The 12065-nt window shown below is 71.4% G+C and carries 17 protein-coding genes; 8 read left to right on the top strand and 9 right to left on the bottom strand.

The window, feature by feature from the left end; translation table 11 throughout:
* The first annotated feature begins 20 nt into the window (after positions 1 to 20).
* A complete protein-coding gene (locus tag FFT21_RS14355; protein ID WP_137814361.1) occupies positions 21 to 785 on the top strand; it encodes an SOS response-associated peptidase in 765 nt (254 codons plus the stop codon).
* A gap of 3 nt (positions 786 to 788) precedes the next feature.
* Positions 789 to 1400, top strand: a complete 612-nt coding sequence (locus FFT21_RS14350; RefSeq protein ID WP_137814360.1) for an alpha/beta hydrolase family protein — start codon at positions 789 to 791, stop codon at positions 1398 to 1400.
* On the opposite strand, the gene ybaK is transcribed toward FFT21_RS14350, so the two are convergent.
* On the bottom strand, positions 1397 to 1873 hold the full coding sequence (gene ybaK / locus FFT21_RS14345; protein ID WP_137814359.1) for a Cys-tRNA(Pro) deacylase: 477 nt from the start codon (positions 1871 to 1873) through the stop codon (positions 1397 to 1399). The two genes, FFT21_RS14350 and ybaK, sit on opposite strands and share 4 nt — an antisense overlap.
* 240 nt (positions 1874 to 2113) lie before the next feature.
* On the opposite strand from ybaK, the gene FFT21_RS14340 reads away from it, so the two are divergent.
* The gene (locus FFT21_RS14340; protein ID WP_192909541.1) at positions 2114 to 2740 is read left to right on the top strand and encodes a sigma-70 family RNA polymerase sigma factor; all 627 of its coding nucleotides are present in this window, start codon (positions 2114 to 2116) and stop codon (positions 2738 to 2740) included.
* A complete protein-coding gene (gene rsrA / locus FFT21_RS14335) occupies positions 2737 to 3060 on the top strand; it encodes a mycothiol system anti-sigma-R factor (protein WP_137814357.1) in 324 nt (107 codons plus the stop codon). The genes FFT21_RS14340 and rsrA overlap by 4 nt, the downstream gene beginning before the upstream one ends.
* 61 nt (positions 3061 to 3121) lie before the next feature.
* On the opposite strand, the gene FFT21_RS30700 is transcribed toward rsrA, so the two are convergent.
* A complete protein-coding gene (locus FFT21_RS30700; protein ID WP_371856799.1) occupies positions 3122 to 3196 on the bottom strand; it encodes a 50S ribosomal protein bL37 in 75 nt (24 codons plus the stop codon).
* A 179-nt stretch (positions 3197 to 3375) separates the two neighbouring features.
* Between FFT21_RS30700 and FFT21_RS14325 the strand changes: the two genes are divergently transcribed.
* Both FFT21_RS14325 and FFT21_RS14320 read left to right on the top strand, forming a co-directional pair.
* Complete coding sequence (locus FFT21_RS14325; protein WP_137814355.1) at positions 3376 to 3591, top strand: biotin/lipoyl-binding carrier protein; 216 nt, start codon at positions 3376 to 3378, stop codon at positions 3589 to 3591.
* Positions 3592 to 3619: 28 nt separating this feature from the next.
* Positions 3620 to 5110: a sensor histidine kinase gene (locus FFT21_RS14320; protein WP_137814354.1), complete on the top strand. Its 1491-nt coding sequence runs from the start codon at positions 3620 to 3622 to the stop codon at positions 5108 to 5110.
* A 69-nt stretch (positions 5111 to 5179) separates the two neighbouring features.
* Here FFT21_RS14320 and FFT21_RS14315 read toward each other — a convergent pair whose 3' ends face one another.
* Together FFT21_RS14315 and FFT21_RS14310 are read right to left on the bottom strand one after the other, a co-directional pair.
* On the bottom strand, positions 5180 to 5434 hold the full coding sequence (locus tag FFT21_RS14315) for a WhiB family transcriptional regulator (protein WP_137814353.1): 255 nt from the start codon (positions 5432 to 5434) through the stop codon (positions 5180 to 5182).
* A 248-nt stretch (positions 5435 to 5682) separates the two neighbouring features.
* The gene (locus tag FFT21_RS14310; RefSeq protein WP_137814352.1) at positions 5683 to 6603 is read right to left on the bottom strand and encodes a diacylglycerol/lipid kinase family protein; all 921 of its coding nucleotides are present in this window, start codon (positions 6601 to 6603) and stop codon (positions 5683 to 5685) included.
* Positions 6604 to 6882: 279 nt separating this feature from the next.
* Here FFT21_RS14310 and FFT21_RS14305 point away from each other — a divergent pair, with 279 nt between their 5' ends.
* Positions 6883 to 7290, top strand: coding sequence for a hypothetical protein (locus FFT21_RS14305; RefSeq protein WP_137814351.1), 408 nt, complete (start codon positions 6883 to 6885; stop codon positions 7288 to 7290).
* Positions 7291 to 7311: 21 nt separating this feature from the next.
* Here the strand turns inward: FFT21_RS14305 and FFT21_RS14300 are convergent, their stop codons facing one another.
* The 4 genes from FFT21_RS14300 to sodN form a co-directional block, all read right to left on the bottom strand.
* On the bottom strand, positions 7312 to 7797 hold the full coding sequence (locus FFT21_RS14300; RefSeq protein ID WP_503826166.1) for a GNAT family N-acetyltransferase: 486 nt from the start codon (positions 7795 to 7797) through the stop codon (positions 7312 to 7314).
* A gap of 207 nt (positions 7798 to 8004) precedes the next feature.
* Entirely contained in the window at positions 8005 to 8625 is a 621-nt protein-coding gene (locus tag FFT21_RS14295; RefSeq protein ID WP_137814349.1) for an acid phosphatase, read from the bottom strand.
* 162 nt (positions 8626 to 8787) lie between these two features.
* Positions 8788 to 9735, bottom strand: coding sequence for a DNA adenine methylase (locus tag FFT21_RS14290; RefSeq protein ID WP_192909540.1), 948 nt, complete (start codon positions 9733 to 9735; stop codon positions 8788 to 8790).
* Positions 9736 to 10089: 354 nt separating this feature from the next.
* A complete protein-coding gene (sodN, locus tag FFT21_RS14285) occupies positions 10090 to 10497 on the bottom strand; it encodes a superoxide dismutase, Ni (protein WP_137814347.1) in 408 nt (135 codons plus the stop codon).
* Positions 10498 to 10590: 93 nt separating this feature from the next.
* Between sodN and FFT21_RS14280 the strand changes: the two genes are divergently transcribed.
* The gene (locus tag FFT21_RS14280) at positions 10591 to 10932 is read left to right on the top strand and encodes a S26 family signal peptidase (protein ID WP_225978407.1); all 342 of its coding nucleotides are present in this window, start codon (positions 10591 to 10593) and stop codon (positions 10930 to 10932) included.
* A gap of 149 nt (positions 10933 to 11081) precedes the next feature.
* On the opposite strand, the gene FFT21_RS14275 is transcribed toward FFT21_RS14280, so the two are convergent.
* The gene (locus tag FFT21_RS14275) at positions 11082 to 11687 is read right to left on the bottom strand and encodes a dTDP-4-dehydrorhamnose 3,5-epimerase family protein (RefSeq protein ID WP_137814346.1); all 606 of its coding nucleotides are present in this window, start codon (positions 11685 to 11687) and stop codon (positions 11082 to 11084) included.
* Between the last annotated feature and the right edge of the window lie 378 nt (positions 11688 to 12065).

Genomic DNA, 12065 nt, shown 5'->3' with positions numbered 1-12065 from the left:
CGCGGAAGAGGTGATGGGGCTTGTGCGGTAGGTACGCGTCCACCAAGAATCCGGCCAGACTCGCCGCCGAGTTCGAAGCGGTGGACGCCACGGAGGGCATGGCCCCCGGCCCCGACCACAACGTCGCGCCGACCAAGCGGGTCGTCGCGGTGGTGGAGCGGCCGCGCCACGGCGAGGACGGCGAGCCGGAACCCGCCGCGACCGAGCGCAGCCTGCGGGTGCTGCGCTGGGGCCTGGTGCCGAGCTGGGCCAAGGAGCGCTCGATCGGGTCCCGCATGATCAACGCCAGGGCGGAGACCGTGGCCAGCAAGCCCGCGTTCCGCCGCTCCGTGGCCAGGCACCGCTGCCTGGTGCCGGCGGACGGCTGGTTCGAGTGGAAGCGCGCGGACGGCCGCAAGCAGCCGTACTACATGACCCGCACGGACGGTGCCAGCCTGGCGTTCGCCGGTATCTTCGCCACCTGGCGGGATCCGGCCGCCGGGGAGGACGCCGAGCCGCTGGTGACCTGCGCGGTGGTGACCACCGCGGCGGTCGGCCCGCTCACCGAGGTGCACGACCGGATGCCGCTGCTGCTCGGTCCCGATGCGTGGGCGCGGTGGCTGGACCCGGGCACCGCGGACGTCGCCGACCTGCTGGCCGCCCCGCCGGCCGACACGCTGGTCGAGGCGCTGGAGTTGCGCCCGGTGTCCTCGGCGGTGAACAGCGTGCGCAACAACGGCCCGGAGCTGATCGCCCGCGTCGAGGAGAGCCCGGCCGCCCTGTTCGATCCCGAGCCGAGCCCGTAACCCATGACCCGCCGCCAGGTGCGCACGCCGCACGGCCCGGCCCGCGCGGAGCTGCACTCCGCACCCGAGGGCAGGGCCGCGCTGCTGCTCGGGCACGGCGCGGGCGGCGGGATCGAGGCTCCGGACCTGGTGGCGGTGACCTGGGCGGCACGCGACGTGGGCGTGCACGTCGCCCTGGTCGAGCAGCCCTACCGGGTGGCGGGCCGCCGGGCCCCGGCCCCGGCCACGCAGCTCGACGCGGCCTGGCTGGCGGTCGCCGAGGAACTCGGCGAGCACTGGTTCGACGGCCTGCCGCTGGTCTTCGGCGGCCGGTCCGCCGGGGCCAGGGTGGCCTGCCGGACCGCCCGCGAGGGCCAGGCGGTGGCCGTGCTCTGCCTGGCCTTCCCGGTGCACCCGCCGGGCCGGCCGGAGAAGAGTCGGCACGCGGAACTGGACGAGGTGGATGTGCCGACCCTGGTGGTCCAGGGCGACCGCGACCCGTTCGGCCGCCCGCGGGCCGGGCACCTGCGCGAGGTGGTCACGGTGCCCGGCGACCACGCGCTCTCCGCCGACGTGGACGGCGTGGCCAGGGCCGTCGGCGAGTGGCTGGACCGGGTGCTCCGCCCGCTGGACTAACCCGCGATCAGCGCGAGCGTCGCGCCGGTGAGCCGGATCAGGTCGGCGGGGGCCAGCTCGATCTCCAGGCCGCGCCGCCCGCCGCTGCAGAAGATCGTCTCGAAGGCTTCCGCGGTGGAGTCCAGCACGGTCGGCAGCCGCCTCTTCTGGCCGAGCGGGGAGATGCCGCCGGCCACGTAGCCGGTGGCCCGCTCCGCCGCCGCCACCTCCGCCATCCTGGCCCGCTTCCCGCCGGCCGCGGCGGCCAGCGCCTTGAGGTCGAGCTGCCCGGTGACCGGCACCACACCCACGGTCAGCCGGCCATCCACCTCCGCGACCATTGTCTTGAACACCCGCGCCGGGTCCAACCCGAGCGCCTCCGCGGCCTCCAGACCGTACGAGGAGTGCTTCGGATCGTGCTGGTACGCGTGTACCTGGTGCGCGACGCGCTGCCTGAGCAGCAGCTGTGTGGCCGGTGTCCCACGTCCCGCCATGGCCGTCAACCCTAGATCGGGAATGCCGCTCCGGTGCGTCGCGTTGGCGTCGATGTGGTGACCGACTACGTCAAGCCCAGCCAGCTCCGCGCCAGGCCGAGCAGCGTTCGCCCAGGTCGCGGCCGGGAGACCGGTAAGCCTGCGGGTCGCCGCGTATCCTCTGTGGCGTCCACTCCGGCTGTCCCGACGGGACCGTCGGGACGAGGCGCTGGCGACCCAGTTCGGCGGGAAAGGAGCGCGGTGCCCGGTACACCGACACCGGTCAACGCTACCCAGGAGACGCAGGCCGAGCGCGCCGCTCGTTTCGAGCGGCAGGCGATGCCGCTGATCGACCAGATGTACTCGGCGGCACTGCGGATGACGCGCAACCCCCAGGACGCGGAGGACCTCGTCCAGGAGACGTACCTACGCGCCTACGCCGCCTTCCACTCGTTCACCGAGGGCACCAACCTCAAGGCCTGGCTGTACCGCATCCTGACCAACACCTACATCAACGGTTACCGCAAGCGCCAGCGCCAGCCCCTGCAGCAGACCACCGACGAGATCACCGACTGGCAGCTCGCCGAGGCGGAGAGCCACACCTCGACCGGGCTGCGTTCGGCCGAGGTCGAGGCCCTCGACCGGCTCCCGGACAACGACGTGAAGCAGGCGCTGCAGCGGCTCCCCGAGGACTTCCGGATGGCCGTGTACCTTGCCGATGTCGAGGGTTTCGCCTACAAGGAGATCGCGGACATCATGGGGACTCCGATCGGCACCGTGATGTCGCGGTTGCACCGCGGCCGCCGGCAACTCCGCGAGATGCTCACCGACGTGGCGCGTGAGCGGGGATTCATCCGCTCCGCCGACGGGGAGGTGGCGGATTCGTGAGCTGCGGCAAGCCCCACGAGACCGACTGCTCCGAGGTGCTGCGGGAGGTCTGGCTCTTCCTCGATCACGAGTGCAACGAGCAGCGGCGCAAGCTGCTGCAGGAGCACCTCGACGAGTGCGGCCCCTGCCTGGAGCAGTACGGCATCGAGGAGCACCTGAAGATCCTGCTGGCCCGCAAGTGCGGCGGTGACCACGCGCCGGACGCGTTCAAGGAGCGGCTGCGGCAGTGCATCCGGGACGCGGTGGCCGAGCAGGCGCCCTCCGTGCCGGCGAGCGCCGAGGCCAGGGAGGCGGGCGCGCGGGAGGCCGGCGGGGAATGACCCCGGAACGACGAAACAGGCCCCGGCAACCATGGTTGCCGGGGCCTGCTGCCGCCCACGATCAGGTGTTTGGCTTCTTGCCGTGGTTGGCCGCGTTCTTCTTCCGGTCGCGGCGCTTGCGGGCGCGCTTCGACATGCTTGTCTCCTTGACGATGCTCGAGACCCGGGGCGCCGCGTGCGCCACCGGCGATGCCTTTCGCGCCGACCAGTGTGACATGTCGGGGTCTGCCGGAATGTGGGGGTTGCGCCGTGATTGGATGACCGAGCGGGCCCGGCACACCCCCGCCGGAGCCTGGTCCACGTGGAGGAGGTTCCATGGCCGAGGAGATCCGGGCCGAGATGGTGGCCAACGTGTGGAAGGTCGTCGTCAAGGCCGGTGACGTCGTCAGCGACGGCGACACCCTGGTCATCCTCGAGTCCATGAAGATGGAGATTCCGGTGCTCACCGAGGCCAACGGGACCGTGCGGCAGGTGGCCGTCAACGAGGGCGACGTGGTGCAGGAGGGCGACCTGATCGCGGTCGTGGAGTAAGCCTCGGGGGAGGAGCAGCAGAGCCCAGGTGTCCACCCTTACCGATCTCCTCGCCGAGTACACCGGCCTGTCCGGTGACGCGGTCGACCGCCTGAAACTGGTGGTCGCCGAGTGGCAGCTGCTTTCGGACCTGTCCTTCGCCGACTTCCTGCTGTGGGTCCCGCTGGACGGCGAGGAGCCCGCGGACAAGTTCCTGTGCGTGGCCCAGGCCCGGCCGACCACGGCGCCCACCGCGCATCCGGAGGACATGGTGGGCAGCACCGTGTCCGCGAGCGAGCATGCCCAGTTGCGCCGGGCCATGGTGGAGGAGCGGATCTGCCGGGAGGAGGACCCGTACTGGCACCTGGGCGTGCCGGTACGGCGGGAGACCATCCCGGTCCGGCACGGCGACCGCGTGATCGCGGTGCTCAGCCGGGACACCAACCTCGCGGTGCCCCGAGTGCCCAGCCCGCTGGAGATCTCCTACCTGGGCAGCGCGGCCGATCTGTGCCAGATGATCGCCGACGGCACCTACCCGACCTCCGAGCCGCTGGCCGACGTGCACACCAGTCCCCGCGTCGGGGACGGCCTGATCCGGCTGGACGCCTCCGGCGCGGTGGTGTTCGCCAGCCCCAACGCGCTGTCCGCCTACCACCGCATGGGCCACGCCGCCGACCTGGTCGGCGTGCACCTCGCGCCGCTGACCCGGTCGCTGATCGCCGACCCGTTCGACGCCGACGAGGTGGCCCAGCGGATCCGCGCCGCGCTGGACGGGCAGCCGAGCATGCGCACCGAGGTGGAGTCCCGGCGCGGCGCCGCGGTGCTCTTCCGCGCGCTGCCGCTGCGGCCGAGGGGTAACCCGGCCGGGGCGCTGGTGCTGGTCCGGGACGTCACCGAGGTCAAGCGCCGGGACCGGGCGCTGATGTCCAAGGACGCCACCATCCGGGAGATCCACCACCGGGTGAAGAACAACCTGCAGACCGTGGCGGCGCTGCTGCGCCTGCAGTCCCGGCGGATGGGCAACCGGGAGGCCCGGCAGGCGCTCGCCGAGTCGGTGCGCCGGGTCACCTCGATCGCGCTGGTGCACGAGGTGCTGTCGATGTCCGTCGACGAGCAGGTGGACCTGGACCAGTTGATCGACAAGGTGATTCCGATGGTCAGCGAGGTCGCGGTCACCGAGACGCACGTCGTGGTCCGCCGCGAGGGCACCTTCGGCGTGGTGCCCGCGGCGATCGCCACCCCGCTGGTCATGGTGCTCACCGAACTGGTGCAGAACGCCTTCGAGCACGCCTTCCTGCCCGAGCAGCGGGGCGAGGTGGTGGTGCGCGCGGAGCGGTCGGCGAAGTGGCTGGACGTGGTGATCGCCGACGACGGCAAGGGCCTGCCCGCCGGGTTCTCCCTGGAACGCACCGACCGGCTGGGTCTGCAGATCGTGCGCACCCTGGTCGACTCCGAGCTTCGCGGCTCGCTTAGCCTGCGGCGCAGAGACCGCGGCGGCACCGAGGCGGTGCTGCGCGTGCCGATGCGGGTGCGCCGCTGAAAGACGAACGAGAGGCCCGGCGACGTAGCGGGTCGCCGGGCCTCTCGTTCGGCTCGCGATATGTCGGCGTCAGGCGCTGCTGCGGGCCCGGACACGCGCGTTGCGCCGCTTGAGGGCGCGACGCTCGTCCTCGCTCATGCCGCCCCACACACCAGCGTCCTGCCCGGTCTCCAGGGCCCACGCCAGGCACTCGGAGGTCACGGGGCAGCGACGGCAGACAGCCTTCGCCTCGGCGATCTGCAGGAGCGCGGGACCACTGTTCCCGACGGGGAAGAACAGTTCCGGGTCCTCGTCACGGCAGGCCGCACGGTGGCGCCAGTCCATTGTTCCTTGCTCCTCGCTAGGCGCGCGCACGCGCCGGTAGTCGTCGTACAGCGGTCGTTCGGGGGTGCTTGTGAATGCTTTCACGAACTGCCGTGATGTCAAGGGCTGAGAAGCCCCCAGGTGAGTGAAGTCACCCAATCGAGGGGTGGCCTTGACCTGCGGTTTCACGGCACTCGATCAAGCCGACCGGAAAGATCGCACAATCGTAGCGACCCGGTCACATAAAGGTCACGCTATGACAGGTAGCGTCAGACCGCGACCCGAAGCGCGCCCGGCACGGACACGAACGTCACGTCGGTGCGGTCACCGACGAGGTCCCCGTCCACCTGGAGCGGCACGGGCTCGTCACTGAGCACCCGTAGATGGTCAACGTCGTCGAGGCGCACGACGTTCCCGCTGCGCGGATTCGCTTCCGTGCGCAGGACCTGTGTCACCTGCCGCAGCACCGTGGAAAGCCGCAGGCTGCGCAGTGCGTACAGGCCGAGACCGCCGTCGAAGCTGGTGCCCGGGGTGATACGGACCGGCCGGGAGCGCAGGTAGGTCCACGGGTCGGTGTTGGCGACGAAGGCGAGCCGGGCATCCTCCACCGGCTTCATGCCCGGGATCTCGATGGTGAGTTGCGGCGCGTGCCGACGCTGGTGGGCGTAGCTGGTCAGGGCGGCACGCGCGTACAGCAGCGGGCTCGCCTCGCGGCCCCTGGCGCGCAGCCGCTCCACCCGGGCGACCACGTCGGCGTCCCAGCCGAGCCCGGCGTTGAAGGTGAACCAGCGTCCGGCCGCGCGGCCCAGGCCGACCCGCCGGGATCGGCCGCACTCGATCGCCCGCAGCAGCCGATGGGTGGCCTCCAGCGGGTCCCTGGGCAGGCCGAGCGCGCCGGCGAAGACGTTCGCCGAGCCGCCGGGTACCACGCCGAGCATGGGCACGTCGCGGTCCGGCCCTCCCGCGAGCAGGCCGTTGACCACCTCGTTGATCGTGCCGTCACCGCCGTGCGCGATGACGAGATCGACGTGGTCGGTCACCGCCCGGGCGGCGAGCGCCGAACCGTGTCCACGGTGTCCCGTCTCGGCGACCTCCAGCTTCACGTCGCTGGCCAGGGCGTGCGCGATCACGTCCCGGCCGGCCGGCGTGGTGGAGGTTGCCTCGGGATTGACCACCAATAGGGCGCGCACTACTGCAGAGTAGGACAGCCCGTGGTAGTTCTCCGCCCGAATCGGGGCCGTTCGGGTGTGCTTGTCCTACGCCGAGTGGCTGAGATCTCCCTTCGTCGCTGACTATGCGCTTACCTGCTGCCGCGACGAGTGCACCCCGGACGACCGCCCGCCCGCCGACGACGACACTGATCTTCGCGCGCGCAAGCACCGAACGGGACCCCCATCCGGGTGCCCTACGATCCTCCTTGCGCACACACACCGTGTGTATGCCTTGCCGCGCCGAGTTGGAAGGTCGACGTGCCACCCGACGCCCCCCGTCAGGTCCGCATCGCGGGTGTCCTGGTCGGCCTGCAGGGCCTGGCCGGACTGGCGTTCGCCGTCGCCCTGGTCGTCCGGGCGGCCACGCAGGTTCAGCACCCCGGCAGCGTGCTCGCCGAGGCCGGCTACTTCCTGCTGATTTCCGCCGGCGTGCTGGCCGCCGCGATCGGCCTGGTGCGCGGCCGCCGCTGGGCGCGTACCCCGGCGGTCGTCGTGCAGTTGCTGCTGCTTGGCGTCTCCTGGTACGTGTTCGGCGGGTCCGGCCAGCACCTGATCGGCGTGCTGCTCGCGCTGTTCTGCGTGGCCGTGCTGGTGCTGCTGTTCACGGGGCGGGCGCGGGCGTGGTCGATGCGCACCGGCGAATGGGCCGACTCGGAGCGCGGCTGATCAGCGTGTGGCCAGGGCTGGTCAGCGGCTGTCACCCAGCGCGGTCAGCGCGTCGCCGGTGAGCCGGTACACGGTCCACTCGTCCATCGGCACCGCGCCCACGGACTTGTAGAAGTCGATGGCCGGGGTGTTCCAGTTCAGCACCCACCACTGCAGCCGGCTGTAGCCGCGGCGGACGCACTCCTCGGCCAGTTCGGTGAGTAGCGCCCTGCCCAGGCCGCTGCCTCGGTGCTCCGGGACGACGAACAGGTCCTCCAGGTAGATGCCGTGCACGCCGTCCCAGGTGGAGAAGTTGAGAAACCACAAGGCGAAGCCGACGACCTCGCCCGCCACCTCGGCCACGTGCCCGAACAGTGCCGGGGACGGGGCGAACAGGGCCGCGCGCAGCTGGTCGGAGGTGAGGTGGCACTGCTCCGGCGCCCGCTCGTACTCGGCCAGCCGGTGCACCAGGTGCACCACGGCGTGCACGTCCGACTCCCGCACCCGGCGCACCCGTGGGTCCGGCACCGTGCCTCCTCGCCGACATCGATTCGGATCGCCGTCCGAGCGTAACGTCGACAACCAAGTGGTTTCGGCCCGTGCCTGGACTGCCCCCACGTATTTCGATCTCTTTGACAACTCTGGGCTCGGCACGGACATCCTGGACCGGTTCGTGGAGTCCGACCCGCGGCGGCGGGCCCACTGGTCGCGCCACGAGCGCCGCCGAGCCGCCAGCTAGTCCTCCTGGTCGCCCCACGGCGGGACGTCCAGGTGACACAGTTGCGGGACGCCGCGCTCGTCGCCCAGCACCGACGTGCCGGCGGCGGTCAGAGCGAAGTGCACCCCGGCACCCGGCGGCATACCCAGCCACGCGGCGACCAGGACCCGGCTGAAGTGACCGTGCCCGACCAGCACCACGTCCCCGCCGGGCAGCGCGTCCCGCGCCCGCTCGAGCACCTTGCCGGCCCGGGCCGCGACGTCGTCCGCGGTTTCCCCGCCCGGGCACGGGTGCGTCCACACCGTCCAGCCCGGCACGCTTTCGCGGATCTGCTCGGTGGTCAGCCCCTCGTACTCGCCGTAGTTCCACTCGGCGAGCGCGTCGGCCACCTCGTCCACGGCCAGCCCGGCCAGTTCGGCGGTACGCCGCGCCCGGACTCGCGGGCTGGTCAGCACGAGCGCCGGCGGTACGTCGGTGCCGCGCAGCCGGGACAGCACCGCGCCCGCGCGACGAGCCTGCTGCCGGCCCCGCCCGGTGAGGGGGACGTCGGTGTAACTGGTGTGCCGGCCGGTGGCCGACCATTCCGTCTCGCCGTGCCGGAGCAGGTATATCCGGCCCTCTCGTGCGTTCCCCACCATTCTCTCATCGTATGGAGGGCCATCTTTTCCGGCAGGCCGACGAGGGATGGCTCACAGTTTCCTACTCGCAAGTTGACGTTATTCGGCAGCCCGGTGCCGTCCACCACGGCCGCGTGCACGGGCCCGGCGGCTCGGGGTGGCTGGGCCGGCTCCGGATAATGTTCACCGTGAGCGCGAATCACCGCCGTCTGTGGTCAGAATCGCCGTGACCCGGGCGGCGCCGCCGAGCCGATCAACCAGCGCCGGCGACAGGTACAGCGATTCCACGGTGTCCCGGGTCTCCCCGAGCAGGGTGGCCTGGGACGACCGGCCCGCGTGCAGCAGGAGGTGCAACATCCGCAATTCCGCGGAAAGCGGGCAGCCGTATGCCCTGCCGCCCGAGGCACCGTCGTAGGAAACGATGAACGACGTGCCGCGGCGGATCGCCATGGCCAACTCGCGCTCGAAGGATTCCCGTCGCAGCCCGGACACGTATCGTTGGTCGTGGGTATAGGAAACGCCCTCGTAAGGCGGATCGAGGTAGACCACGTCGCGCTGCCCGGCGGTGCGCAACACGTCCACGTAGTCACCGGTGCGCAGCGTGGTGCCGGCGAGGGTGGCGGAGGCACCGGTGAGCCGCGCCCGCATCCGCGCCGGCCGAACCCCGAGCCGGCGGTGGTCGGCCGCCTGGTTGAACTCGCCGTTGCGGTTGTACCGTACCGCCGCCTTGACGCAGCGCGTCAGCAGGTACAGCAGGAAACGGGGTTCCCGGGCGGTGTTGAAGCGCGCCCGCACCTGCTCGTAGTACGTACGCGGATCGTCGAGTTGCTCGTACCAGAGCCGCTCGTACTCGTCGGCGAGCGCGGCCGGCCGGCCGAGGATGTCCGCCCACAGATCCATCAACGGTTCGTCGATGTCGCTGATGCGGGTGGCACGGGCAACGCCAAGGTGTCGCGCGGCGATGGTCACCGCCGCCGAGCCGGCGAACGGTTCGTGCAGGACCGCGACGTCCGCCGGGATGAGGCTCGCGATCGTGTGCGCGAGCCGGCGCTTGCTGCCCTGGTACGGAATCGCGTGCGGCACCCGCGCCAGCCCGGGCTGCCGCCGGGGTCGTACCGGAACCGCGACCACACCGGCCAGTGTGCGGTACTCCGGGACGGCGCGGCCGCTCGACGCGCCGCCCCTTCCGGGTCAGCCGATGTCCCGCCGCGAACCTGGTCGGCGCATGCGGGCGTACCGCGTGGGCGAAGACGATCAGCTCATCCGCTTCCCAAGAATTGGTGGACGGTCCTTCACACTGACTGTTGCCCGTCGGCGTCTGCTGGATGCGTCGAGTAGGCATTCCCCACCGGCTACGCCGCGGGCCCGGTGCCGAACGGGTGGGCGAGCAGTTCCCGCCGAAACGCAACGGCGCTGACCAACGGAATGGGCGTCCGTTGACCAGCGCCGTGGTGGTCCCGAAAGAGGGCTGGAAGACCCGGGAACTCAGCCCTGCTTGGTTTCCCAGAAAATCTTGTCGATCTCGGCGATCAGGTCGAGCAGCTCCTGACCCGTGGCCGGGTCCATGGAGCCCTTCGACCCGGTGGCACCCGCGGCCTTGGTGGCCCGGTTGAACAGGTCGTGCAGCTGCGGGTACTTCTCGAAGTGCGGTGCCTTGAAGTAGTCGGTCCACAGCACCCACAGGTGGTGCTTGACCAGCTGGGCGCGCTCTTCCTTGATCATGACAGCGCGCTGCCGGAACACCGGGTCCTCGTTGGACTGGTACTTCTCCTGGATCGCCTTGACCGACTCGGCCTCGATCCTGGCCTGCGCCGGGTCGTAAACGCCGCACGGGAGGTCGCAGTGGGCGGTCGCCTCCAGGCGCGGACCGAAGATGCGGGAGAGCAGTCGCATCGTTTCGTTCCTCCCTGACAGTGGATGCTCCGAGATGCTCCGACAATGGGGACCCTACCTCTGGCGTCCACGCCCGGCAGGCGGAGGTGATCGGTGGCACGGGGCGACCGCGTCCTGGGTTGGTTTCCGGTGCGGCGGGTACGGGTCCGCGGTCCCTCGATGGCGCCCACGCTCGCCGACGGCGACGTGGTGGTGGTGCGCCGGTCGCGCATGCCGGCGGCCGGGGACGTGGTCCTGGTGCGCTGGACGTCGCGGCCGGGGCAGCTCTCCGTCAAGCGCGCGGTGCGGCCGGTGGACGGCGGCTGGTTCGTGCTCGGCGACAACGAGTTCGGCTCCACTGACAGCCGCGAGCTTGGGCCGGCCGAGGTGCTGGGCGTGGTGCCGTGGCGGCTGTGGCCCCGGCCGCGCCGACTGCCGGCCCGCACGCCGCGATAGAAACCCGCCGGTGCCGCGGAGCGCGAACAACCCTGCGGAGCGCGAACGCCCCGCGGCACTCGGCCGGCGCCCAATCACCGGCCGGCAGCGCGCGGTGCTGGACCCAGCCACGGGTCGGCGCGCGGCGCTCGACCCGCGGCGGGCGGCATTCAGCCCGCGGCGCGGAGTTCGGCGTAGCGCGCCAGGCAGGCCTGGTAGTCGGGCAGCAGGCCGGCCTCGCGTGCCTCGGCCAGGGTCGGGGCGTCGCGGTCCTTGTCGGACAGGATCAGCTCGAGGCCGGGCGGCCAGGGCAGGTCCAGGGCCGGGTCCAGCGGGTTCACGCCGTGCTCGGCCGCGGGGTGGTAACCCGTCGAGCACAGGTAGCTCATCACGGTGTCGTCCTCGAGCGCGACGAACGCGTGGCCCAGCCCCTCGGCCAGGTACACCGCGCGGTAGTCGACGGCGTCCAGCCGCACCGCCTCCCAGCGGCCGAAGGTGGGCGAGCCCACCCGCACGTCCAGCACCACGTCGAGCAGCGCACCGCGCGGGCAGTACACGTACTTGGCCTGGCCGGGCGGCACGTCGGCGAAGTGCACCCCGCGCACGGTGCCCCGGCGGGACACGCTGTGGTTCGTCTGCGCCACCCGCAGCGGGTGGCCGAGCACCTCGGCGAAGGCGGCCCCCTGGAACGGCGCGGTGAACAGCCCCCGGTGGTCCGGGAACACCGGAGGGGTGAACTCGTAGGCCCCGGCCACCGAAAGCTCGTGCACCTTCATGCGGTCCAAGATTAGTCATCGCCCTAGACCTGACCTGCGGGGCTTGGCGGCCGCCCATACCACGATCGGGACCGGTGAAAGCCCTGGTGCGCTCCTTGACCGATCGGGTGAGCCCGGCCTGGGAAGACTGACCGGCCAGTGCAACAAGCCGGACGGACGTCTTGAAATACCGCGTCTGACCTGCGGAAAAATGCTCTTGGTACTGTGATCCCCGCCGCAGACATCGCGGGGCGTCGCTGTCACACTGGGCGGCACCGCAGCGTCCGTAGGCGGATGGTTGGCACGAGCGCCGTCCGCTGACCGGCCGTAGACGCCCGCTGGCCCGACACGATCACGCCGGCAGCGGTGCGTGATTCGGGCGGGATCCCGAAAGCAGCA

Origin of the sequence: Gandjariella thermophila (assembly GCF_005405885.1) — a bacterium.
Taxonomy (GTDB): Bacteria; Actinomycetota; Actinomycetes; order Mycobacteriales; family Pseudonocardiaceae; genus Gandjariella; species Gandjariella thermophila.
Note: the sequence above shows the minus strand (reverse complement) of the source record. Positions and strands in the feature narration are given on the sequence as shown.